Annotated in this window: 33 protein-coding genes; all 33 read left to right on the forward strand. The window is 58.7% G+C overall.

Features of this window, described 5'->3' with window-relative positions:
- Window positions 1-33 precede the first annotated feature (33 nt).
- Window positions 34-405, forward strand: coding sequence for a 30S ribosomal protein S12 (gene rpsL / locus GRO01_RS11065; RefSeq protein WP_011251969.1), 372 nt, complete (start codon window positions 34-36; stop codon window positions 403-405).
- Between the two features lie 12 nt (window positions 406-417).
- The gene (gene rpsG, locus GRO01_RS11070; protein ID WP_011251968.1) at window positions 418-894 is read left to right on the forward strand and encodes a 30S ribosomal protein S7; all 477 of its coding nucleotides are present in this window, start codon (window positions 418-420) and stop codon (window positions 892-894) included.
- A gap of 115 nt (window positions 895-1,009) precedes the next feature.
- On the forward strand, window positions 1,010-2,200 hold the full coding sequence (tuf, locus tag GRO01_RS11075; protein WP_062509661.1) for an elongation factor Tu: 1,191 nt from the start codon (window positions 1,010-1,012) through the stop codon (window positions 2,198-2,200).
- A 119-nt stretch (window positions 2,201-2,319) separates the two neighbouring features.
- Entirely contained in the window at window positions 2,320-2,628 is a 309-nt protein-coding gene (gene rpsJ, locus GRO01_RS11080) for a 30S ribosomal protein S10 (RefSeq protein WP_007282720.1), read from the forward strand.
- A 10-nt stretch (window positions 2,629-2,638) separates the two neighbouring features.
- Window positions 2,639-3,322 carry a 50S ribosomal protein L3 gene (gene rplC, locus GRO01_RS11085; protein ID WP_041110841.1) on the forward strand — a complete coding sequence of 228 codons (684 nt, stop codon included), beginning with the start codon at window positions 2,639-2,641 and terminating at the stop codon, window positions 3,320-3,322.
- Window positions 3,323-3,333: 11 nt separating this feature from the next.
- Complete coding sequence (rplD, locus tag GRO01_RS11090; protein ID WP_011251965.1) at window positions 3,334-3,948, forward strand: 50S ribosomal protein L4; 615 nt, start codon at window positions 3,334-3,336, stop codon at window positions 3,946-3,948.
- A gap of 41 nt (window positions 3,949-3,989) precedes the next feature.
- On the forward strand, window positions 3,990-4,286 hold the full coding sequence (locus GRO01_RS11095; protein WP_172492046.1) for a 50S ribosomal protein L23: 297 nt from the start codon (window positions 3,990-3,992) through the stop codon (window positions 4,284-4,286).
- A gap of 16 nt (window positions 4,287-4,302) precedes the next feature.
- On the forward strand, window positions 4,303-5,133 hold the full coding sequence (rplB, locus tag GRO01_RS11100) for a 50S ribosomal protein L2 (RefSeq protein WP_011251963.1): 831 nt from the start codon (window positions 4,303-4,305) through the stop codon (window positions 5,131-5,133).
- Between the two features lie 16 nt (window positions 5,134-5,149).
- Window positions 5,150-5,428, forward strand: coding sequence for a 30S ribosomal protein S19 (rpsS, locus tag GRO01_RS11105; protein ID WP_011251962.1), 279 nt, complete (start codon window positions 5,150-5,152; stop codon window positions 5,426-5,428).
- A 2-nt stretch (window positions 5,429-5,430) separates the two neighbouring features.
- Window positions 5,431-5,859 carry a 50S ribosomal protein L22 gene (gene rplV / locus GRO01_RS11110; RefSeq protein ID WP_011251961.1) on the forward strand — a complete coding sequence of 143 codons (429 nt, stop codon included), beginning with the start codon at window positions 5,431-5,433 and terminating at the stop codon, window positions 5,857-5,859.
- Between the two features lie 3 nt (window positions 5,860-5,862).
- Window positions 5,863-6,540 carry a 30S ribosomal protein S3 gene (gene rpsC, locus GRO01_RS11115; protein WP_062509659.1) on the forward strand — a complete coding sequence of 226 codons (678 nt, stop codon included), beginning with the start codon at window positions 5,863-5,865 and terminating at the stop codon, window positions 6,538-6,540.
- 57 nt (window positions 6,541-6,597) lie between these two features.
- A complete protein-coding gene (gene rplP, locus GRO01_RS11120; RefSeq protein WP_011251959.1) occupies window positions 6,598-7,014 on the forward strand; it encodes a 50S ribosomal protein L16 in 417 nt (138 codons plus the stop codon).
- Complete coding sequence (rpmC, locus tag GRO01_RS11125; protein WP_011251958.1) at window positions 7,014-7,247, forward strand: 50S ribosomal protein L29; 234 nt, start codon at window positions 7,014-7,016, stop codon at window positions 7,245-7,247. Before rplP ends, rpmC begins: the two co-directional genes overlap by 1 nt.
- A gap of 13 nt (window positions 7,248-7,260) precedes the next feature.
- A complete protein-coding gene (gene rpsQ, locus GRO01_RS11130) occupies window positions 7,261-7,533 on the forward strand; it encodes a 30S ribosomal protein S17 (protein WP_041110838.1) in 273 nt (90 codons plus the stop codon).
- Window positions 7,534-7,545: 12 nt separating this feature from the next.
- Entirely contained in the window at window positions 7,546-7,914 is a 369-nt protein-coding gene (gene rplN, locus GRO01_RS11135; protein ID WP_011251956.1) for a 50S ribosomal protein L14, read from the forward strand.
- Window positions 7,914-8,234 carry a 50S ribosomal protein L24 gene (gene rplX, locus GRO01_RS11140; protein WP_011251955.1) on the forward strand — a complete coding sequence of 107 codons (321 nt, stop codon included), beginning with the start codon at window positions 7,914-7,916 and terminating at the stop codon, window positions 8,232-8,234. Before rplN ends, rplX begins: the two co-directional genes overlap by 1 nt.
- An 11-nt stretch (window positions 8,235-8,245) precedes the next feature.
- Window positions 8,246-8,809 carry a 50S ribosomal protein L5 gene (rplE, locus tag GRO01_RS11145; RefSeq protein WP_011251954.1) on the forward strand — a complete coding sequence of 188 codons (564 nt, stop codon included), beginning with the start codon at window positions 8,246-8,248 and terminating at the stop codon, window positions 8,807-8,809.
- A 132-nt stretch (window positions 8,810-8,941) separates the two neighbouring features.
- Window positions 8,942-9,247 carry a 30S ribosomal protein S14 gene (gene rpsN / locus GRO01_RS11150; RefSeq protein ID WP_011251953.1) on the forward strand — a complete coding sequence of 102 codons (306 nt, stop codon included), beginning with the start codon at window positions 8,942-8,944 and terminating at the stop codon, window positions 9,245-9,247.
- Between the two features lie 12 nt (window positions 9,248-9,259).
- Window positions 9,260-9,658: a 30S ribosomal protein S8 gene (gene rpsH / locus GRO01_RS11155; protein ID WP_011251952.1), complete on the forward strand. Its 399-nt coding sequence runs from the start codon at window positions 9,260-9,262 to the stop codon at window positions 9,656-9,658.
- 10 nt (window positions 9,659-9,668) lie between these two features.
- Complete coding sequence (gene rplF / locus GRO01_RS11160; RefSeq protein ID WP_062509657.1) at window positions 9,669-10,205, forward strand: 50S ribosomal protein L6; 537 nt, start codon at window positions 9,669-9,671, stop codon at window positions 10,203-10,205.
- On the forward strand, window positions 10,205-10,567 hold the full coding sequence (rplR, locus tag GRO01_RS11165) for a 50S ribosomal protein L18 (protein WP_011251950.1): 363 nt from the start codon (window positions 10,205-10,207) through the stop codon (window positions 10,565-10,567). Before rplF ends, rplR begins: the two co-directional genes overlap by 1 nt.
- Before the next feature lie 12 nt (window positions 10,568-10,579).
- Window positions 10,580-11,155, forward strand: coding sequence for a 30S ribosomal protein S5 (rpsE, locus tag GRO01_RS11170; RefSeq protein WP_062509655.1), 576 nt, complete (start codon window positions 10,580-10,582; stop codon window positions 11,153-11,155).
- A complete protein-coding gene (gene rpmD, locus GRO01_RS11175) occupies window positions 11,148-11,336 on the forward strand; it encodes a 50S ribosomal protein L30 (protein WP_011251948.1) in 189 nt (62 codons plus the stop codon). Before rpsE ends, rpmD begins: the two co-directional genes overlap by 8 nt.
- Before the next feature lies 1 nt (window position 11,337).
- Window positions 11,338-11,826, forward strand: coding sequence for a 50S ribosomal protein L15 (gene rplO / locus GRO01_RS11180; protein WP_062509653.1), 489 nt, complete (start codon window positions 11,338-11,340; stop codon window positions 11,824-11,826).
- Between the two features lie 96 nt (window positions 11,827-11,922).
- Complete coding sequence (gene secY, locus GRO01_RS11185; RefSeq protein ID WP_062509651.1) at window positions 11,923-13,296, forward strand: preprotein translocase subunit SecY; 1,374 nt, start codon at window positions 11,923-11,925, stop codon at window positions 13,294-13,296.
- Window positions 13,293-13,874 (forward strand): adenylate kinase, encoded by a 582-nt coding sequence (locus GRO01_RS11190; RefSeq protein WP_062509649.1) that lies wholly within the window; start codon window positions 13,293-13,295, stop codon window positions 13,872-13,874. The genes secY and GRO01_RS11190 overlap by 4 nt, the downstream gene beginning before the upstream one ends.
- Window positions 13,875-14,090: 216 nt before the next feature.
- Complete coding sequence (rpsM, locus tag GRO01_RS11195; protein WP_011251944.1) at window positions 14,091-14,468, forward strand: 30S ribosomal protein S13; 378 nt, start codon at window positions 14,091-14,093, stop codon at window positions 14,466-14,468.
- A gap of 57 nt (window positions 14,469-14,525) precedes the next feature.
- Window positions 14,526-14,918, forward strand: coding sequence for a 30S ribosomal protein S11 (gene rpsK, locus GRO01_RS11200; RefSeq protein ID WP_011251943.1), 393 nt, complete (start codon window positions 14,526-14,528; stop codon window positions 14,916-14,918).
- A gap of 132 nt (window positions 14,919-15,050) precedes the next feature.
- Window positions 15,051-16,070, forward strand: a complete 1,020-nt coding sequence (locus tag GRO01_RS11205) for a DNA-directed RNA polymerase subunit alpha (protein WP_062509647.1) — start codon at window positions 15,051-15,053, stop codon at window positions 16,068-16,070.
- Between the two features lie 27 nt (window positions 16,071-16,097).
- On the forward strand, window positions 16,098-16,520 hold the full coding sequence (gene rplQ, locus GRO01_RS11210) for a 50S ribosomal protein L17 (protein ID WP_062509645.1): 423 nt from the start codon (window positions 16,098-16,100) through the stop codon (window positions 16,518-16,520).
- Between the two features lie 340 nt (window positions 16,521-16,860).
- The gene (locus GRO01_RS11215) at window positions 16,861-18,171 is read left to right on the forward strand and encodes an MFS transporter (RefSeq protein WP_062509644.1); all 1,311 of its coding nucleotides are present in this window, start codon (window positions 16,861-16,863) and stop codon (window positions 18,169-18,171) included.
- A gap of 105 nt (window positions 18,172-18,276) precedes the next feature.
- Complete coding sequence (locus tag GRO01_RS11220; RefSeq protein ID WP_062509642.1) at window positions 18,277-18,501, forward strand: hypothetical protein; 225 nt, start codon at window positions 18,277-18,279, stop codon at window positions 18,499-18,501.
- 61 nt (window positions 18,502-18,562) lie between these two features.
- Complete coding sequence (locus tag GRO01_RS11225) at window positions 18,563-18,733, forward strand: DUF1328 domain-containing protein (protein ID WP_011251938.1); 171 nt, start codon at window positions 18,563-18,565, stop codon at window positions 18,731-18,733.
- The last annotated feature ends 14 nt before the right edge of the window (window positions 18,734-18,747 follow it).

Genomic DNA, 18,747 nt, shown 5'->3' on the forward strand with positions numbered 1-18,747 from the left:
TGTCTGAAATAGGACAAGGATTGGGAAGGGCGCATGCCGACCATCAACCAGTTGATCGCGAACGGCCGTGAGCCGGCCGCAAAGCGGAACAAGGTCCCCGCACTGCAGGGCTGCCCGCAGAAGCGCGGCGTTTGCACGCGTGTGTATACCGTAACGCCGAAGAAGCCGAACTCCGCTCTGCGTAAGGTCGCCAAGGTGCGTCTGACCAACGGGTATGAGGTCGTGAGCTACATTCCGGGTGAAGGCCACAACCTTCAGGAACACAGTGTTGTTCTGATCCGTGGTGGCCGCGTGAAGGATCTTCCTGGCGTCCGTTATCACATCCTGCGTGGTGTGCTTGATACACAGGGTCTCGCCAAGCGTCGTCAGCGTCGTTCGCTGTATGGCGCGAAGCGTCCGAAGTAAGAGGTATTTGGAATGAGTCGCCGTCACCGCGCTGTAAAGCGCGAGATCCTTCCCGATCCGAAGTTCGGAGACGTCGTCATCACGCGCTTCATGAATGCGCTGATGTATGATGGTAAGAAATCCACTGCCGAAGGCATCGTTTACGGTGCCCTCGAAGTCATGCGCCGCCGCGGCGGCACGACTGCAGATCCGGTGGCCATGTTCCACTCGGCTCTGGACAACGTGAAGCCTGCGGTTGAAGTCCGCTCGCGTCGCGTCGGTGGCGCAACCTATCAGGTTCCGGTTGAAGTCCGCGCCGAGCGCCGTCAGGCTCTCGCGATCCGCTGGCTGATCGATGCCTCCCGCAAGCGTGGCGAGAACACGATGCAGGAGCGTCTGTCCAACGAACTGATGGATGCGGTCAACAACCGTGGCTCCGCTGTCAAGAAGCGCGAAGACACGCACCGCATGGCTGAAGCCAACAAGGCATTCAGCCACTATCGCTGGTAATCAGAACCGGTTAAAGGGCTTCCGGCAGTGTCTCGATCTTCGGATCCGGCACTGACTGGTTTGAACTTTCAGTCTTACTCCCGTTCCAGGTGGAGCGGGGTTTTGGAGAAAGACGATGGCAAAGGCTAAATTCGAGCGGACGAAGCCGCACTGCAACATCGGCACCATCGGTCACGTCGATCACGGCAAGACCTCGCTGACTGCTGCAATCACCAAGACGCTGGCAAAGACCGGCGGCGCCACCTACAGTGCGTACGACCAGATAGACAAGGCTCCGGAAGAGCGCGCCCGTGGTATCACCATTTCCACGGCTCACGTTGAGTACGAGACGGCTGACCGTCACTACGCTCACGTCGACTGCCCGGGTCATGCTGACTATGTGAAGAACATGATCACGGGTGCAGCTCAGATGGACGGCGCGATCCTCGTCGTGTCCGCTGCTGATGGTCCGATGCCGCAGACCCGCGAGCACATCCTGCTTGCCCGTCAGGTTGGCGTGCCGGCACTGGTCGTGTTCCTGAACAAGGTTGACCAGGTTGACGATCCGGAGCTGCTCGAGCTCGTGGAAATGGAAGTTCGTGAACTTCTGTCTTCCTACCAGTTCCCGGGCGACGATATCCCCATCATCAAGGGCTCTGCTCTTGTGACGCTGGAAGATGGCGATCCGGCCATCGGTGAAGACCGCGTTCTCGAGCTGATGACGCAGGTTGACGCCTACATCCCGCAGCCGGAGCGTCCGGTTGACCGTCCGTTCCTGATGCCGATCGAAGACGTGTTCTCGATCTCGGGTCGTGGTACGGTTGTCACGGGTCGTGTCGAGCGTGGCGTTGTTAACGTCGGTGACGAAGTCGAAATCGTTGGCCTGAAGGACACCATCAAGACGACCGTTACGGGCGTTGAAATGTTCCGCAAGCTGCTCGATCGCGGTGAAGCCGGTGACAACATCGGTGCGCTGGTTCGTGGCACGAAGCGTGAAGACGTCGAGCGTGGCCAGGTTCTGGCAAAGCCCGGCTCCATCACGCCGCACAAGAAGTTCAAGGCTGAGGCTTACATCCTCACGAAGGAAGAGGGTGGCCGTCACACGCCGTTCTTCACGAACTACCGCCCGCAGTTCTATTTCCGTACGACCGACGTTACGGGCGTCGTGACGCTGCCGGAAGGCACGGAAATGGTCATGCCGGGTGACAACGTTGCCATGGATGTGGAGCTGATTGCTCCGATCGCCATGGACGAAGGCCTGCGCTTCGCTATCCGCGAAGGTGGCCGTACCGTGGGTGCCGGTGTGGTTTCTTCCATCACCGCCTAAGTCCTGCGTTTAGCCGTTGGCTTTGACAGCCCCGGTCAGATTTTTTCTGACCGGGGTTCCCTTTCAGGGGCAATGGCAGTAGGACGACACCCGAATTTTTGAGTTGGACGAACAAGAACATGGACAACCAGAACATCCGCATTCGCCTTAAGGCGTACGATCATCGCGTGCTGGACAACAGCACTAAGGAGATCGTAAACACGGCGAAGCGTACGGGTGCGCGGGTTCGGGGTCCGATCCCGCTGCCGACGCATATCGAACGGTTCACGGTGAACCGCTCGCCACACGTGGATAAGAAAAGCCGCGAACAGTTCGAAATTCGGACTCACCGCCGGCTGCTCGACATTGTCGAGCCGACCCCGCAGACCGTGGACGCCCTCATGAAGCTCGACCTCGCCGCTGGCGTGGACGTCGAGATCAAACTCTAAGGTCCAGACGATGCGAACCGGATTGATTGCAAAGAAGCTGGGTATGACCCGGCTGTTTAAGGAAGATGGCACGCATGTGCCTGTGACGGTCCTTCACCTTGACAATGTCGAGGTTGTGGATGCCCGCACGAACGAGCGCGATGGCTATACCGCCATTCAGCTCGGACTTGGTAATGCCAAGGTGAAGAATGTCACCAAGGCGAACCGTGGCCATTTCGCCCGGACCAAGGTCGAGCCAAAGAAGCATCTGGCAGAGTTCCGCGTCTCCGAAGACGCCCTGCTGGAAGCTGGAACCAAGCTGTCCGCTGCTCACTTCGTTGTGGGGCAGAAAGTTGACGTCACGGGCCAGAGCAAGGGCAAGGGTTTTGCGGGTGTTATGAAGCGTCATAACTTCGCAGGTCTCGAAGCGTCCCACGGCGTCTCCATCAGCCACCGTTCCCATGGTTCTACGGGCCAGCGCCAGGATCCTGGCAAGGTCTTCAAGGGAAAGAAGATGGCAGGTCACATGGGTGACGAGCGTGTTACCACGCTGAACCTTGAGATCGCTGCCGTGGATGAAGAGCGCAACCTGATCATGGTCAGGGGTGCAATTCCTGGTGCGAAGAACGGCCTTGTGCTGATTCGCGATGCAATCAAGAAGGCTCGCCATGCTGATGCGCCGTATCCGGCAGCAACAGTGGCGGCCGCCGGTTGAGGACGAGGGGCATGGAATACGATATCAAGACCCTCGATAACGGTAGCGCAGGCTCTGTCGCGCTTCCGGAAGAGATTTTCGCGGTCACGCCGCGCTCTGACATCATGGCACGTGTTGTGCACTGGCAGCTCGCAAAGCGCCGTGCCGGTACGCACCGTACGAAGGGCATGGGTGAGATTTCTGGCACGACCAAGAAGCCTTACCGCCAGAAGGGCACAGGTTCTGCCCGTCAGGGCTCCCTGCGTGCACCGCAGTTCCGTACGGGTGGCGTTGTCCATGGTCCGGTCGTTCGCGACCACGGCTATGATCTTCCCAAGAAGGTCCGTCGTCTCGGCCTGATCTGCGCCCTGTCGCAGAAGGCAGCCGAGGGCAAGCTGATCGTTCTCGATGCAGCCAACGGTGTCACCAAGACCCGTGAAGCCGCAGCGAAGATCAAGGCCCTGGGCTGGACGTCCGCGCTGATCGTTGATGGCGCTGTTGACGAGCAGTTTGCTCGCGCAATCGCCAATCTGCCGAAGATCGACGTTCTGCCGACCATTGGTGCAAACGTCTATGACATCCTCAACCACGACGTGCTGGTCATCACCCGCGCCGGTCTTGAGGGTCTTAAGGAGCGTCTGGCATGACCACCAATACCGTCATGAACGCACACAAGACGGCACAGAACATGTCGCAGGAAGCCCTGTACGACGTGGTCCGTGCACCGCTGATCACCGAAAAGGCTACGCTTCTTTCCGAGCGTAACCAGGTGGTGTTCAAGGTCGCTCCCGGTGCGACGAAGCCTCAGATCAAGGCTGCGGTTGAGAAGCTCTTCAACGTGAAGGTTACCGGCGTGAACACGCTGGTCCAGAAGGGCAAGGTCAAGCGCGTCAAGGGTCGTCCCGGCCGTCGCTCGGACATCAAGAAGGCGTATGTACAGCTTGCTGAAGGTCAGTCCATTGACCTTACAGCCAAGCTGGGCTGACGCGGGGTAGGATACCATGGCACTCAAGCACTTTAATCCCACGACGCCGAGCACACGCGGCACCGTGCTGATTGACCGCAGCGAGCTCTTCAAGGGCAAGCCGGTCAAGCAGCTGACGGAAGGCAAGAACAAGTCGGGCGGCCGTAACAATCACGGTCGTACCACGGTTCGCTTCCGTGGCGGCGGGCACAAGCAGTCCTATCGTTATGTGGACTTCAAGCGTCGCAAGTTCGATGTGGCCGCAACGGTCGAGCGTCTCGAATACGATCCGAACCGCACGGCATTCATTGCGCTGATCAAGTATGAAGATGGCGAGCTCGCCTACATCCTTGCTCCGCAGCGCGTGAAGGTTGGCGATCGCGTCATCTCCGGCGCCCACACGGACGTCAAGCCTGGCAACGCAATGCCGCTGGGTGCAATGCCGGTCGGAACGATCGTGCATAACATCGAGCTGAAGCAGGGCGCCGGTGGCAAGCTGGCCCGCTCCGCTGGCACGTATGCCCAGCTGGTTGGTAAGGACGCCGGCTACGCGCAGGTCAAGCTGCAGTCCGGTGAGCTGCGTCTTGTTCGCGGTGAATGCATGGCAACCGTTGGTGCCGTGTCCAACCCGGACAACATGAACCAGCACATGGGCAAGGCCGGCCGTTCCCGCTGGCTCGGACGTCGCCCGCACAACCGTGGCGTTGTCATGAACCCGGTTGACCATCCGCATGGTGGTGGTGAAGGCCGGACCTCTGGTGGCCGTCATCCGGTTACGCCGTGGGGTGTTCCGACCAAGGGTTACAAGACGCGTGTTAACAAGAAGACGGATAGCCTGATCATCCGTCGCCGTAAGTCCGGCAAGTAAGAGGGGGCAAACAGAGATGGCACGTTCCGTCTGGAAGGGCCCGTTCGTTGACGGGTATCTGTTCGGTAAGGCTGAAGCGTCCCGCGCTTCGGGTCGTAATGAAGTGATCAAGATCTGGTCGCGTCGTTCGACGATCCTTCCGCAGTTCGTCGGGCTTACGTTCGGCGTCTATAATGGTCACAAGTTCCTGCCTGTGCAGGTCACGGAGAACATGGTCGGTCACAAGTTCGGTGAGTTCTCGCCGACGCGGACCTACACCGGTCATGGCTCTGACAAGAAGTCGAAGCGGGGCTGAAAATGAGCAAGCCGAAGCACATCCGCACGCTCGCTGATACGGAAGCGCAGGCAGTTGCCCGCAACATCCGCGTCAGCCCGCGCAAGCTGAACCTGGTCGCGGCAATGATCCGCAACCAGCCGGCTGACAAGGCTATCGCCGCTCTGACCTTCTCGCGTCGTCGTATCGCGCAGCAGGTCAAGAAGACTCTTGAGAGCGCCGTGGCCAACGCTGAAAACAATCACCAGCTCGATGTCGATCAGCTGGTGGTCAAGACGGCAGAAGTGGGCAAGTCCATCGTCATGAAGCGTTTCCACGCTCGTGGCCGTGGCCGTTCCGCTCGCGTCGAGAAGTTCTTCAGCCACCTGAAGATTGTTGTTGCCGAGCGTGCAGAAGCACCGGAAGAGACGAAGCCGTCTCGCGGAACCAACAAAGAGCAGAAGGCAGCCTGATCCATGGGACACAAGGTCAATCCGATCGGGCTTCGGCTCGGCGTCAACCGTACCTGGGGCAGCCGCTGGTACGCCGGTCAAGACTACGCACGTCTGCTGCATGAAGACCTGAAGCTTCGTGCATTCCTGCGTCGCAAGCTGTCCGGCGCAGGCGTGTCCCGCGTTGTTATCGAGCGTCCGGCCAAGAAGCCCCGCGTGACGATCTACGCCGCCCGTCCGGGCGTCGTGATCGGCAAGAAGGGCCAGGACATCGACGCGCTCCGCAAGGAACTGAGCCGTATGGCGAAGACCGACGTGGCGCTGAACATCGTCGAGATCCGCAAGCCGGAAATCGATGCGACCCTCGTTGCCGAGAACATTGCTCAGCAGCTGGAACGTCGTGTTGCTTTCCGTCGTGCCATGAAGCGCGCAATTCAGTCCGCAATGCGTCTTGGTGCCCAGGGCATCCGGATCACCTGCGGTGGTCGTCTGGGTGGTGCTGAAATCGCTCGTGCCGAAAAGTATCGTGAGGGACGTGTTCCCCTGCATACGCTTCGTGCCGACATCGATTACGGTACGGCAACGGCCAAGACAACGTATGGCACCTGCGGTGTGAAGGTATGGATCTTCAAGGGTGAGATCCTGGCTCATGACCCGCTGGCACAGGATCGTCGTGCTGCGGAGCAGGCTCCCCAGCGCTAAGACTGTGAGCGAAAGCTCACAGTTCCATTGCTGGTGCTGATTTGAGGATTTAACAACATGCTTTCCCCGAAGCGGACAAAGTTTCGTAAGGCCCACAAGGGCCGCATTCACGGTCTGGCGAAAAGCGGAACCCAGCTGAACTTCGGTGCCTTCGGCCTGAAGGCGCTGGAGCCGGAGCGGATCACCGCTCGCCAGATCGAAGCCTCCCGTCGTGCGATCACGCGTGCCATGAAGCGTGCCGGTCGTGTGTGGATTCGTATCTTTCCGGACACTCCGGTCTCGACAAAGCCTGCAGAAGTGCGTATGGGCTCCGGTAAGGGTAACCCCGAGTACTGGGCAGCACGTGTCAAGCCGGGTCGTATCCTGTTCGAGATCGAAGGCGTTCCGCCTGAGGTTGCCAAGCTGGCCCTGAGCCTGGGTGCTGCAAAGCTTCCGATCAAGACCAAGTTCGTTCAGCGTATCGGAGACGCGTAATGGCCGACACGTACAAGCCTGCCGATCTGCGCGCGAAGAGCGAGGACGAGCTGAACGCTCTTCTGCTCGATCTCAAGCGCGAACAGATCAATCACCGTTTTTCGGCTGCCACCGGGCAGTCGGAGAATACAAGCCGCGTCAAGGTCGTGCGCCGTGCAGTAGCACGTATCAAGACACTGGCTCATCAATCGAAGAACCGTGCGGGCGCCAAAACGTCCGCCGCTAAGTCCTGAGAGGAGACGGACGATGCCAAGGCGCGTCCTGACGGGTAGGGTCACGAGCGACAAGATGGACAAGACGGTTACCGTTCTTGTCGATCGTCGCATCATGCATCCGCTCTACAAGAAGTTTATTCGCCGCTCCAAGAAGTATGCGGCTCATGACGAAGAGAACGTTTGCCAGACGGGCGATCTGGTCCGCATTGAAGAATGCGCACCGATCTCCAAGCGCAAGACGTGGTCTGTCGTGTCGCGCAACGGAGAGGACTTGGCTGCTGCCTCCTCTTCCGTCAGCGCTTAAGGGGGTAGACACATGATTCATCCCGAGACCAACCTGGACGTCGCCGACAATTCCGGCGCACGTCGGGTGCAGTGCATCAAGGTGCTGGGCGGTTCCAAGCGGAAGACCGCCTCGGTCGGCGACGTCATTGTCGTGTCCGTTAAGGAAGCAATTCCCCGCGGCAAGGTGAAGAAGGGGGACGTCCATCAGGCCGTTATCGTTCGCACCTCCTACCCGGTCCGTCGTGCAGATGGCTCCGCCATCCGCTTCGACAAGAATGCTGCCGTTCTGCTGAACAAGCAGCAGGAGCCGATTGGTACGCGTATCTTTGGCCCGGTGGTTCGTGAACTGCGTGCGCGCAAGTTCATGAAGATCATCTCGCTGGCTCCGGAGGTGCTGTAATGGCTGCTCGTATCAAGAAGGGTGACCAGGTTCTGGTCCTCTCCGGCAAGTCCCGTGGCGTTCGCGGCGAAGTTCTCGCCGTGATGCCGAAGGCCGAGAAGGCTGTTGTGCGTGGCGTGGCAGTTGCCAAGCGTCACACGAAGCCCAACCGCATGGGTGGAGAAGGTGGGATCATCGAGCGCGAAATGCCGATCCACCTGTCCAACCTGAAGCTGGTTGATCCGAAGAGCGGCAAGCCGACGCGCGTTGGTTTCCGTATTCTGGAAGACGGTCGCAAGGTTCGCGTTGCCAAGGCAACCGGCGAAGTGATCGAAGGCTGAGGAGCGCAACAATGAGCGAATATAAAAACGCTTTGCCGCGTCTGCACCAGCGCTACGAAGACGTTCTGAAGAAGCAGCTGCGCGAGCAGTTCGGTTACGCCAACGAACTCCAGGTTCCCAAGCTCGAGAAGATCGTGCTGAACATGGGTGTTGGTGAAGCCGCCGGCGACCAGAAGAAGCTTGATGCCGCTGTTGCGGAAATGACCGTTATTTCCGGTCAGAAGCCCGTCAAGACCCTTGCTCGCAAGGCTATTGCTGGCTTCAAGATCCGTGAAGGTCTGCCCATCGGCTGCAAGGTCACGCTCCGTCGTGCCCGCATGTACGAGTTTCTTGACCGTCTGGTGACGATCGCCATGCCGCGTATCCGCGATTTCCGCGGTCTGCCGGCAAACAAGGGCTTTGATGGACATGGCAACTTCGCCATGGGTATCAAGGAACAGATCGTGTTTCCTGAGATCGAATATGACAAGATCGATGCCGTTCGCGGCATGGACATCATTTTCGTGACCAGCGCCAAGTCTGATGCTGAAGCAAAGGCCCTGCTGAAGGCCTTTGATCTGCCGTTCAACGGCTGATCCATAATTTTTCAGACCGATCACGGTTAAAATCAGGATTCGGCCTTCCATTGGAAGGCCGCTTTCCTTTATAGACACGCTGATTGGAAAACCGTCGGGATAGGCCTGACAGGTTCCGGGAGAAAATTCGAGATGGCGAAGGTCTCAGCGGTAAACCGTAATAACCATCGCGCTGCCCTGGTGAAGCGCGACAAGGAAAAGCGGACCGCTCTCAAGAACATCATCAAGGATCGCACTCTGTCGGTTGAAGACCGCTTTGATGCGACCCTCAAGCTGGCCCAGATGCCGCGTAATGGATCCGCCACGCGCGTCCGCCTGCGTTGCAAGCTTTCTGGTCGCCCCCGTGCCAACTATCGCAAGTTCGAGCTGAGCCGTATCGCTCTGCGTGACCTTGCCTCCGCCGGCCAGATTCCTGGCATGGTCAAGTCGAGCTGGTAAAGGGTAGATCGAATGTCTTTGTCTGATCCACTGGGCGATATGCTGACCCGGATCCGCAATGCGCAGCGTGCCCGTCATGCTGTCTGCGTTGCGCCTGCATCCAAGCTGCGCGCAAGCGTTTTGGAAGCTCTGAAGCGTGAAGGCTACATCCGTGGCTTTGCTGCTGAAGAACTCCGCAAGGGTGTTGCACAGCTCCGCATCGAGCTGAAGTATGTAGAAGGCCAGCCGGTCATCAAGGAAATCCATCGCGTTTCCAAGCCCGGCCGTCGCGTCTACTCGAAGATCAAGGAACTTCCGCGCGTTTATGCCGGCCTTGGTGTGTCGATCCTGTCCACCCCGCGTGGCGTCCTGTCGGACGTCGAGGCTCGCGCTGCCAACGTTGGCGGCGAGGTCCTCTGCCGCGTCTTCTAAGGAGGATCGCATGTCTCGCGTAGGTAAATATCCCGTCGAAGTTCCGACTGGCGTGCAGGTGTCCGTTGCTGATGGCGTATTCAAGGCCAAGGGCAAGCTGGGTGAACTGAGCGTTCCGGTGTCCCGTCATGTAGAAGTCAAGATCGAAGGCAGCAATGTTTCCGTTGCTCCTGTTGGTCGTCGCTCCCGGGAAAACTGGACCATGTGGGGAACCACCCGCGCTCTGATCGCCAATACGGTCAAGGGCGTGTCGGACGGCTTCACCAAGGGTCTTGAAATTCAGGGTACGGGTTTCCGTGCTGCTGTTCAGGGTTCCAACCTGGTGATGAACCTCGGCTTCTCGCATGATGTTGTCTATCCGATTCCGGAAGGCATCAAGATCACCACTCCGCGTCCGACCGCGATTGTCGTTGAAGGTAACGACAAGCAGCGTGTTGGTCAGGTTGCGCTCGATATTCGCAGCTTCCGCAAGCCTGAGCCTTACAAGGGCAAGGGTGTTCGGTACGACACCGAGGTTCTGCGTCGTAAGGAAGGTAAGAAGAAGTAATGGCATCGCAGCAAGGATTGCAGGAACGTCGCCGTCAGCGGCTGCGCTTCCAGCTTCGTCGCAAGAGCGGCGGCCGGCCGCGTTTGTCGGTCTTCCGTTCCAGCAAGCACATTCACGCCCAGATCATCGACGACGCACAGGGTCGCACGCTTGCCAGCGCTTCCACGCTGGAAAAGACGCTGCGTGACGCTGGCAAGACCGGCGCCGATGTCTCTGCGGCTACGGTTATCGGCAAGCTGATTGCCGAGCGCGGTGTTGCAGCTGGCGTCAAGACCGTCGTGTTTGACCGCGGCTCTTATCTGTATCATGGCCGGGTCAAAGCCCTGGCAGAGGCTGCCCGTGAGGGCGGACTCTCGTTCTAAGGAGGATCACACATGGCACGTGAGCCAAGAGAAGGCGGCCGTGGTGGTCGTGAGCGCGAGCAGGGCGATGATCTGGTCGACAAGCTCGTAACCATCAACCGTGTCGCCAAGGTCGTGAAGGGTGGTCGCCGTTTTGCGTTCGCCGCCCTCGTGGTTGTCGGTGACCAGAAGGGTCGTGTTGGTTACGGTGCGGGCAAGGCCCGTGAAGTTCCCGAGGCGATCCGCAAGGCAACCGAGCGCGCCAAGCGCACGATGATCCGCGTACCGATGAAGGAGGGTCGTACCCTTCATCACGATACGTTCGGTCACTACGGTGCCGGCAAGGTTGTTGTCCGTGCGGCTGAAGCCGGTACGGGTATCATCGCCGGTGGTCCGATGCGTGCGGTGTTCGAAAGCCTCGGCGTCAATGACGTTGTGGCCAAGAGCCTCGGAACGCGTAACCCGCACAACATGATCAAGGCGACATTCGCTGCGCTCGAAAAGGCCAGCAGTCCGCGTCATGTTGCATCCCGTCGCGGCAAGAAAGCTGCTGAACTGTTTGGCAAGCGCGAGCAGAGCCAGACGGAAGCGGAGGTGACAAATGGCTGAAAACGGCAAGACCGTCCAGGTTACGCAGATCGCTTCGGTCATCGGTCGTAAACCGGGCCAGGCTGAGACCATCACCGGTCTTGGTCTGCGTGGAATTGGTTCCACGCGTACGCTGGAGGATACTCCGGCTGTGCGTGGAATGATCCGCAAGGTTGCCCACCTCATCAAGGTGGAGGGTTGAAATGAACCTCAACGAACTGCGTGACAACGAGGGTTCTCGTTATCGCAAGAGGCGTCTTGGACGTGGCATCGGGTCCGGCAAGGGCAAGACGTCAGGTCGCGGCGTCAAGGGTCAGAAGGCTCGTGAGGGCGTGTCTCTCAACGGCTTCGAGGGTGGTCAGCTTCCGCTGTACCGTCGTATGCCGAAGCGTGGCTTCGTGAACATTTTCCGCAAGGAATATGCTCCGGTGAACCTCGGCGCGATCTCCAAGGCGATCGAAAGCGGCAAGCTGGACAAGGCTGCAACCGTCAATGAAGAGTCCCTGCGCAAGGCTGGTCTCGTCAACGGTAGCAAGCTGGCCGGTGTCCGTCTTCTTGCCCATGGTGAACTTTCGCATGGCGTGACCATCGAAGTTGCCGGTGCCTCGGCTGCAGCTCTGGCTGCTGTCGAGAAGGCCGGTGGTACCGTGACGGTACTCGAAGCCAAGAAGGAAGCTCAGGCTGAGGCCTGAGATTTCTTTCCTGGGTTTTTCCCGGGATAGGGTTAGATAGTGAACAGCGTCCCGTGCTCTTGTGCGGCGACGCTGTTTTCATGAAAGGACAGGTGGATGGCTTCCGCAGCAGAGCAGCTCGCCGCCAATCTCAATATGAGTTCGTTTTCCAAGGCGACCGAACTCAAGAAGCGTATCTGGTTCACCCTGGGTGCGCTGATCGTCTATCGGCTTGGCACGTATATTCCGGTTCCCGGCGTGGATGCGACCGTGATGGGGCAGCTTCTGGCCCAGCATCAGGGTGGCATCCTGGGAATGTTCGACATGTTCACGGGTGGTGCGCTTGGGCGTATGACCGTGTTCGCGCTGAACATCATGCCGTATATCAGTGCCTCGATCATCATCCAGCTTCTTTCCACGGCGCTTCCGTCCATGGAAGCCATGAAGAAGGAAGGTGAGGCGGGTCGTAAGAAGCTCAACCAGTACACTCGCTATCTTACGGTCTTCATTGCTCTTTTTCAGGCCTATGGCATCGCTGTCGGGCTTGAGAACATGACGGCGCATGGTGCGAGCGCTGTGGTGGCCCCCGGGATGTTCTTCATTGCGTCCTGCGTCGTGACGCTTGTGGGCGGCACGATGTTCCTGATGTGGCTCGGAGAGCAGATCACGTCCCGTGGTGTGGGAAATGGGATTTCCCTCATCATTTTCGCGGGTATCGTTGCAAACCTGCCGCATGCCATGGCCAGTCTTTTCGAACTCGGACGGACAGGGGCGCTGTCGCCTATTTTCGTTGTGATCTTCCTGGTTCTGGCGATTGCGGTCATTGGCTTCATCGTCTTCATGGAGCAGGCGCAGCGCCGTGTGGTGATCCAGTATCCCAAGCGTCAGGTTGGAAACCGCATTTTTGGCGGTGACTCCACCCATATGCCGCTGAAGGTCAACACGGCTGGTGTCATTCCGCCGATCTTCGCGTCCTCCGTTCTTCTGATCCCGGTGACCATCTCCGGCTTCATGAACGGACATTCGATGCCGGGATGGCTTTCGGTTCTGGGCCAGCAGTTGGGGCAGGGACAGCCGCTGTACATGCTGTTCTATGCCGCAATGATCCTGTTCTTCTCCTATTTCTATGCGGCGATCACGTTCAATCCCGAGGAAACGGCCGAGAACCTGCGCAAGCAGGGGGGCTTCATCCCAGGTATCCGTCCGGGTGCGAGTACGGCCACGTATTTCGACAAGATCCTGTCCCGCCTGACAGCAATCGGTGCACTGTATCTTGTCGTGGTCTGCCTGCTGCCGCAGATCCTGATCAGCAAATATAACGTGCCGTTCTATTTTGGTGGTACGAGCCTGATCATTATCGTGTCCGTGACGATTGATACCGTGACGCAGATCCAGTCGCATCTGGTCGCTCACCAGTATTCGGGACTGATCCGCAAGCAGCGTAGCCGTGGCTCACGTGGCGGCGTACAGGGAGGCATGAAACGTCGATGAACATCATTCTTCTTGGGCCTCCTGGGGCCGGTAAGGGAACTCAGGCCAAGCGGCTTGAGAGCCTGTATGGCTTCAAGCAGATTTCGACTGGCGACATGCTGCGTGCAGAAGTTGCGGCAGGATCTGATATCGGAAACGAGGCGAAGGCGATCATGGCGAAGGGGCAGTTTGTCCCCGATCCGATCATTGTCGCCATGATCCAGAGCCGGATTGCACAGCCGGACTGCCAGCGGGGTTTTATCCTTGATGGTTTTCCGCGGACCGAGAGTCAGGCCGAGGCGCTGGATACCATGCTGTCCGCGCGCGGCTTGACGATCGATGCCGTCATCCTTCTGGACGTCAACGAGGATGAACTTGTTGAACGGATCGCCAGCCGTCGCGGCGAAGACGGAACACGTCGTCCGGATGATAACCCCGATGTGGTCCGTGCCCGTCTGGATGTCTATCGTAAGCAGACCGCGCCGATCCTTCCCTATTATGAGAAGGCCGGACGTCTGCTGCATGTCGATGGCATGAAAGACGTTGAGAGCGTTGGCAAAGAGATCGATGCCATCGTTGCGGCAGCGAAGAAACACTGAGTATTCTGATAGAATCACGAAAAAGTGATCTCTATCATTTGACTCAGGTAGGGTGGGCAGTATATTGCGCGCCCTCGACACAGGTGCAGTCAGACCGTGTATGCGCCTGCCGGAATCGGCAGGTGACAGGTCCGGCTGCGACATAATCGACCTGGCCACGGCCGGGCACGTAACAGTCTGGTGCGGTCCCGAACCGCGCCAATGGGAGTAACAGGCGTGGCACGTATTGCCGGCGTAAACATTCCGACCAACAAGCGGGTCGTCATTGCCCTGCGTTATGTCTACGGCATCGGCCCGTCGACGGCGCAGTCCATCTGCAACAAGCTCGAAATTCCCGATGCCAAGCGCGTCAACGAGCTGTCTGATGATGAAATCGTGAAGATCCGCGAGCTGATCGATTCCGAACTGCGCGTTGAAGGCGACCTCCGTCGCGAAACCGCAATGAACATCAAGCGTCTGATGGACCTCGGTTGCTACCGTGGCCTTCGTCACCGTCGTGGCCTGCCGGTCCGCGGTCAGCGCACGCACACGAACGCCCGTACCCGCAAGGGCAAGGCCGTGGCGATTGCCGGCAAGAAGAAGGTCACGCGCTAATCCGCGCCTGACATCTTCATCGACGTTTTTCGTTAAACTTTTAGGACGACCTCTCTCATGGCCAAGGCCGCTGCTCCGCGTATCCGTAAAAAGGAACGCAAGAATATCATCTCCGGTGTTGCTCACGTGCTGTCCACGTTCAACAACACCATGATCACCATTTCTGACGCACAGGGCAACGCGATTGCCTGGTCGTCGTCGGGTGCGCAGGGGTTCAAAGGCTCCCGTAAGTCCACGCCGTATGCTGCTCAGGTCGCTGCAGAAGATGCCGGCCGCAAGGCACGCGAGCATGGCATGGAAACGCTTGAGATCGAGGTCTCCGGTCCGGGTTCGGGGCGTGAAAGCGCTCTTCGTGCCCTTCAGGCCGTAGGGTTCAACATTACGTCCATCCGCGACATGACGCCCGTGCCGCACAATGGCTGCCGTCCCCGGAAGCGTCGTCGCGTCTGAGTGATGCTTTGCTGCGTATCGTGCGCGATACGCAGCATCTGTAAGTGATTGCATCTTTTGCCGCACCTCTGGTGCGGGCCCAGGTGCCGCCAATTTCCCTTGGCGTGCTTCGTTGTTTGAAAGGCCACGACCTTGGTTCTCCAGAAAAACTGGCAGTCCCTCATCAAGCCGGAGAAGCTTGAAGTCGAGCCCGGACCGGTTGCCTCGCGCATCGCCACTGTCGTGGCCGAGCCTCTGGAACGCGGCTTCGGCATGACGCTCGGTAACGCACTGCGTCGTATTCTCCTGTCGTCGCTGCAGGGCGCTGCCGTGACCGCCATCCAGATCGATGGCGTGCTGCATGAGTTCTCCGCTGTGCCGGGTGTTCGCGAAGACGTCACGGACATCGTCCTGGACGTCAAGCAGCTCGCCCTGCGTATGCATGGTGAAGGCCCCAAGCGCATGATCCTGACGGCCACGGGCCCGGGTGAAGTGACGGCTGGCCAGATCCAGGCGGGTCATGACATCGAGATCATGAACCCCGATCTCGTGATCTGCACGCTCGATGACGGTGTGAAGCTCGGCATGGAATTCACCGTCAATATGGGCAAGGGCTATGTTGCAGCAGCAGCAAACCGTCCGGAAGATGCCCCGATTGGCCTGATTCCCATCGACGCGATCTACTCGCCGGTGCGCCGTGTGTCCTACAAGATCGAGCAGACGCGTGTCGGTCAGGTTACTGACTATGACAAGCTGCTTCTGACGGTCGAGACCAACGGTGCGGTGACGCCCGAAGACAGCCTGGCTCTTGCAGCCCGGATTCTTCAGGATCAGCTGCAGTTGTTCATCAACTTCGATGAGCCGCGTCCGGTCCAGCATGAAGAGCCGCAGGATGACCTGCCGTTCAACCGCAATCTTCTCCGCAAGGTTGACGAGCTCGAGCTGTCGGTGCGTAGCGCCAACTGCCTCAAGAACGACAACATTGTCTATATCGGCGATCTGGTGCAGAAGTCCGAACAGGAAATGCTCCGTACGCCCAATTTCGGGCGCAAGTCGCTCAACGAGATCAAGGAAGTTCTCACCGGTATGGGGCTGTCGCTCGGCATGAGCGTCCCGGCCTGGCCGCCCGAGAACATCGAGGATCTGGCCAAGCGTCTCGACGAGACGTTCTGAGAACTTTCAAGGTAAGGAAAACTAGCAATGCGTCATGGTGTGAGCGGGCGTAAGCTCAACGTCACCTCTTCTCACCGCGCTGCCATGTTCCGCAACATGGCCGTGGCTCTCATCAAGCACGAGCAGATCACGACGACGCTGCCGAAGGCGAAAGAACTTCGCCCGGTCGTCGAAAAGCTGATCACGCTCGGCAAGCGCGGCGACCTGCACGCCCGTCGTCAGGCTTTCGCACAGCTGCGTGACGATGCCGTCGTGACGAAGCTGTTCTCGGCTGTTGCCGAGCTCTACAAGGGACGTGCCGGTGGCTACTCCCGCGTCCTGAAGGCTGGCGTCCGTTATGGCGACAATGCCGATATGGCCGTGATCGAGCTGGTCGATCGTGATGTCTCTGCCAAAGGCCAGGACAGCGGACCGAAGCAGAACGTTGCAGAAGAGCAGGAAGCCGCCTGAGGCTCCTGTTTTTCAGGAATTCGGAAGAGGCCGGGGCAGGAATGCTCCGGCCTTTTTTGATTCGTGGTTTCTTTGCCACGATGTTGTGTGGTATGCACTCATCACTCTTTGCAGAATCTTTCCTGTCTCCATCCGGAGACAGCCTGAATGTCCGCTCCTTCTTCAGGAGCGGTTCGTACCCTTTTGGAGAACGTTCCTTCGTTCTCCGCGTTGGGTCTGCACAATTCTGAGAAACAGGTCCGAGCACTCTCGTAGGGCCTGCCACGACGCATCGAATATGTATCCCGGCAATGAGGCCTGGATGGGTTCGTGATGCGTCCAGCGTTTGGAGAGCGTTATAATGTCCGAATCTTCCCCCCCCAAGCACGGGCTTGCGGAAACCCTTGGGATACCCAGAGCCCTGTTCTGGGCATTTGTGGGGCAGCTCCTGTTCATGGTCGGCGATGGTGTGGAGGCGGGGTATCTCGATACCTACATGCTCCATCACGGCCACACGCAGGGTTTCGTGAACGAAATGTTCACGTTCTACGGTATCACCGTGATGATCGCCGCCTGGTTCTCCGGGCCGCTGTCGGATCTCATGGGGCCGAAGAAAGTCATGTGGCTTGGTCTCATCCTGTGGTCCATTCTTGAAGTGGGCTTCCTGTCCCTGGGTCTTGGACCCAACAGCGGACCGATGATCCTGCTTTTCTATACGCTTCGCGGCTTTGCTTATCCGCTCTTCGCGTATGGTTTCCTTGTCTGGATCGCCGCCGCCACGCCGACCGCCATGCTGGGCTCGGCTGCTGGCTGGTTCTGGTTCTCCTTCTCCGCAGGTCTGCCGACGCTTGGCTCGCAGTTCGCACGGTTTGCCATTCCGCAGATCGGCGAACTCCGCACCTTCTGGTGCTCGCTCGGACTGGTGATCATCGGTGGCCTTGTGGCCCTGCTGTTCACGCATGAACCGACCGGCAAGAAGCGTCTGCTTCCCGAGCATGTGCCCACCAAGGACATTTTCTTCGGGTCCATGAGCATCATGTGGCGTGAGCCCAAGACGCTGATTGCCGGCATCGTCCGTGTGATCGACACGTCTTCGGAATATGCGTTCCTGGCGATCATGCCGGCCTTCTTCGTCGACCATCTCGGGTTTTCCCTTGGCCAGTGGCTGAACCTGCTGTCGCTCATCTTCCTGAGCAACATCCTGTTCAACCTCGTCTCTGGTATGGTGGCCGACAGCCTTGGGCACCGGTTTGTTGTCGCCGTGTTCGGTGGCATCGGCGGCTTTATTGCCATTCCGCTGTTCTATTATGTGCCGCTGTGGTTCCCCGGAAACTTCTGGGCTGTGGCCGCCGCAGGCATCTTCTATGGCGCGACCGTGGCAGCGTTCGTCCCGCTGTCTGGCCTGATGCCGCAGATCTGCCCGCGTGAAAAAGCTGCTGCCCTGTCCATTCTGGGTCTGGGTGCTGGTGCATCCACCTGGGTTGGTCCGGCGGTTGTGGCCGGCTGTGAAGCCGTCTTCGGTCCGGGCATGCAGTATGTGATCTGGACCTTTGCTGTGATCTATCTGGCTTCTGCCGGCATGACGATGGCTCTGACCATTTCGCCGGAAGCACGTCGCTACAGCGAAGAAGCTGCAGCACGGGGCGAAAGCGGTCCTGTAGTCGGTCACTGATCCAGAGCATCACATCATCGCTCTGAGGATGTAAAAGGAAGGGGCAGTCCGGCATCGGGCTGCCCCTTCCTGCGTTTGGGACCTGTCATATCAAGGAGAAGACCTATGGACGCCGATCTGGAGCGTTATCTCGAAGCCGGTGTAGGCCGGGTGCAGGACGAGCCTGCCTGCTGTTTTTCGAAATGTGGGTTTGGAAAAAAGATTTCTGGTGCGGCAAGAGAAACGGAAGCACTTGTTAGCGATCTGATGGTGGATCAGCCGCTCCTGTGGCTTCTGGTTTCGTTTTTCCTTGGTCTCTTGCTGGGAAAGCGACTTTTTCGAGGAAATTAAACTTCTGCAGGTTGCTCACGTTACGACATGACCACGAACTCTTGGGCGAGGAGCCTGCGTCATGCTGCACTATGCGATTGTTTTCTTTATCATTTCCATCATTGCCGGTGTTTTCGGCTTCTCTGGTATTTCAGCCGCGACCGCAGGCATCGCCAAGCTGTTCTTCATCGTCTTCCTCGTGCTGGCCGTGCTTGCCATTCTCGCAGGCGTAGCTGGGCTTCACGCTCTCTGAGGGCATGACGCAGG

Origin of the sequence: Gluconobacter roseus NBRC 3990 (genome assembly GCF_006538885.1) — a bacterium.
GTDB lineage: Bacteria > Pseudomonadota > Alphaproteobacteria > Acetobacterales > Acetobacteraceae > Gluconobacter > Gluconobacter roseus.

Coding starts and splice junctions, on each gene's coding strand:
- rpsL (WP_011251969.1), top strand. CDS start 34: ATGCCGACCATCAACCAGTTGATCGCGAACGGCCGTGAGCCGGCCGCA.
- rpsG (WP_011251968.1), top strand. CDS start 418: ATGAGTCGCCGTCACCGCGCTGTAAAGCGCGAGATCCTTCCCGATCCG.
- tuf (WP_062509661.1), top strand. CDS start 1,010: ATGGCAAAGGCTAAATTCGAGCGGACGAAGCCGCACTGCAACATCGGC.
- rpsJ (WP_007282720.1), top strand. CDS start 2,320: ATGGACAACCAGAACATCCGCATTCGCCTTAAGGCGTACGATCATCGC.
- rplC (WP_041110841.1), top strand. CDS start 2,639: ATGCGAACCGGATTGATTGCAAAGAAGCTGGGTATGACCCGGCTGTTT.
- rplD (WP_011251965.1), top strand. CDS start 3,334: ATGGAATACGATATCAAGACCCTCGATAACGGTAGCGCAGGCTCTGTC.
- GRO01_RS11095 (WP_172492046.1), top strand. CDS start 3,990: ATGTCGCAGGAAGCCCTGTACGACGTGGTCCGTGCACCGCTGATCACC.
- rplB (WP_011251963.1), top strand. CDS start 4,303: ATGGCACTCAAGCACTTTAATCCCACGACGCCGAGCACACGCGGCACC.
- rpsS (WP_011251962.1), top strand. CDS start 5,150: ATGGCACGTTCCGTCTGGAAGGGCCCGTTCGTTGACGGGTATCTGTTC.
- rplV (WP_011251961.1), top strand. CDS start 5,431: ATGAGCAAGCCGAAGCACATCCGCACGCTCGCTGATACGGAAGCGCAG.
- rpsC (WP_062509659.1), top strand. CDS start 5,863: ATGGGACACAAGGTCAATCCGATCGGGCTTCGGCTCGGCGTCAACCGT.
- rplP (WP_011251959.1), top strand. CDS start 6,598: ATGCTTTCCCCGAAGCGGACAAAGTTTCGTAAGGCCCACAAGGGCCGC.
- rpmC (WP_011251958.1), top strand. CDS start 7,014: ATGGCCGACACGTACAAGCCTGCCGATCTGCGCGCGAAGAGCGAGGAC.
- rpsQ (WP_041110838.1), top strand. CDS start 7,261: ATGCCAAGGCGCGTCCTGACGGGTAGGGTCACGAGCGACAAGATGGAC.
- rplN (WP_011251956.1), top strand. CDS start 7,546: ATGATTCATCCCGAGACCAACCTGGACGTCGCCGACAATTCCGGCGCA.
- rplX (WP_011251955.1), top strand. CDS start 7,914: ATGGCTGCTCGTATCAAGAAGGGTGACCAGGTTCTGGTCCTCTCCGGC.
- rplE (WP_011251954.1), top strand. CDS start 8,246: ATGAGCGAATATAAAAACGCTTTGCCGCGTCTGCACCAGCGCTACGAA.
- rpsN (WP_011251953.1), top strand. CDS start 8,942: ATGGCGAAGGTCTCAGCGGTAAACCGTAATAACCATCGCGCTGCCCTG.
- rpsH (WP_011251952.1), top strand. CDS start 9,260: ATGTCTTTGTCTGATCCACTGGGCGATATGCTGACCCGGATCCGCAAT.
- rplF (WP_062509657.1), top strand. CDS start 9,669: ATGTCTCGCGTAGGTAAATATCCCGTCGAAGTTCCGACTGGCGTGCAG.
- rplR (WP_011251950.1), top strand. CDS start 10,205: ATGGCATCGCAGCAAGGATTGCAGGAACGTCGCCGTCAGCGGCTGCGC.
- rpsE (WP_062509655.1), top strand. CDS start 10,580: ATGGCACGTGAGCCAAGAGAAGGCGGCCGTGGTGGTCGTGAGCGCGAG.
- rpmD (WP_011251948.1), top strand. CDS start 11,148: ATGGCTGAAAACGGCAAGACCGTCCAGGTTACGCAGATCGCTTCGGTC.
- rplO (WP_062509653.1), top strand. CDS start 11,338: ATGAACCTCAACGAACTGCGTGACAACGAGGGTTCTCGTTATCGCAAG.
- secY (WP_062509651.1), top strand. CDS start 11,923: ATGGCTTCCGCAGCAGAGCAGCTCGCCGCCAATCTCAATATGAGTTCG.
- GRO01_RS11190 (WP_062509649.1), top strand. CDS start 13,293: ATGAACATCATTCTTCTTGGGCCTCCTGGGGCCGGTAAGGGAACTCAG.
- rpsK (WP_011251943.1), top strand. CDS start 14,526: ATGGCCAAGGCCGCTGCTCCGCGTATCCGTAAAAAGGAACGCAAGAAT.
- rplQ (WP_062509645.1), top strand. CDS start 16,098: ATGCGTCATGGTGTGAGCGGGCGTAAGCTCAACGTCACCTCTTCTCAC.
- GRO01_RS11215 (WP_062509644.1), top strand. CDS start 16,861: ATGTCCGAATCTTCCCCCCCCAAGCACGGGCTTGCGGAAACCCTTGGG.
- GRO01_RS11220 (WP_062509642.1), top strand. CDS start 18,277: ATGGACGCCGATCTGGAGCGTTATCTCGAAGCCGGTGTAGGCCGGGTG.
- GRO01_RS11225 (WP_011251938.1), top strand. CDS start 18,563: ATGCTGCACTATGCGATTGTTTTCTTTATCATTTCCATCATTGCCGGT.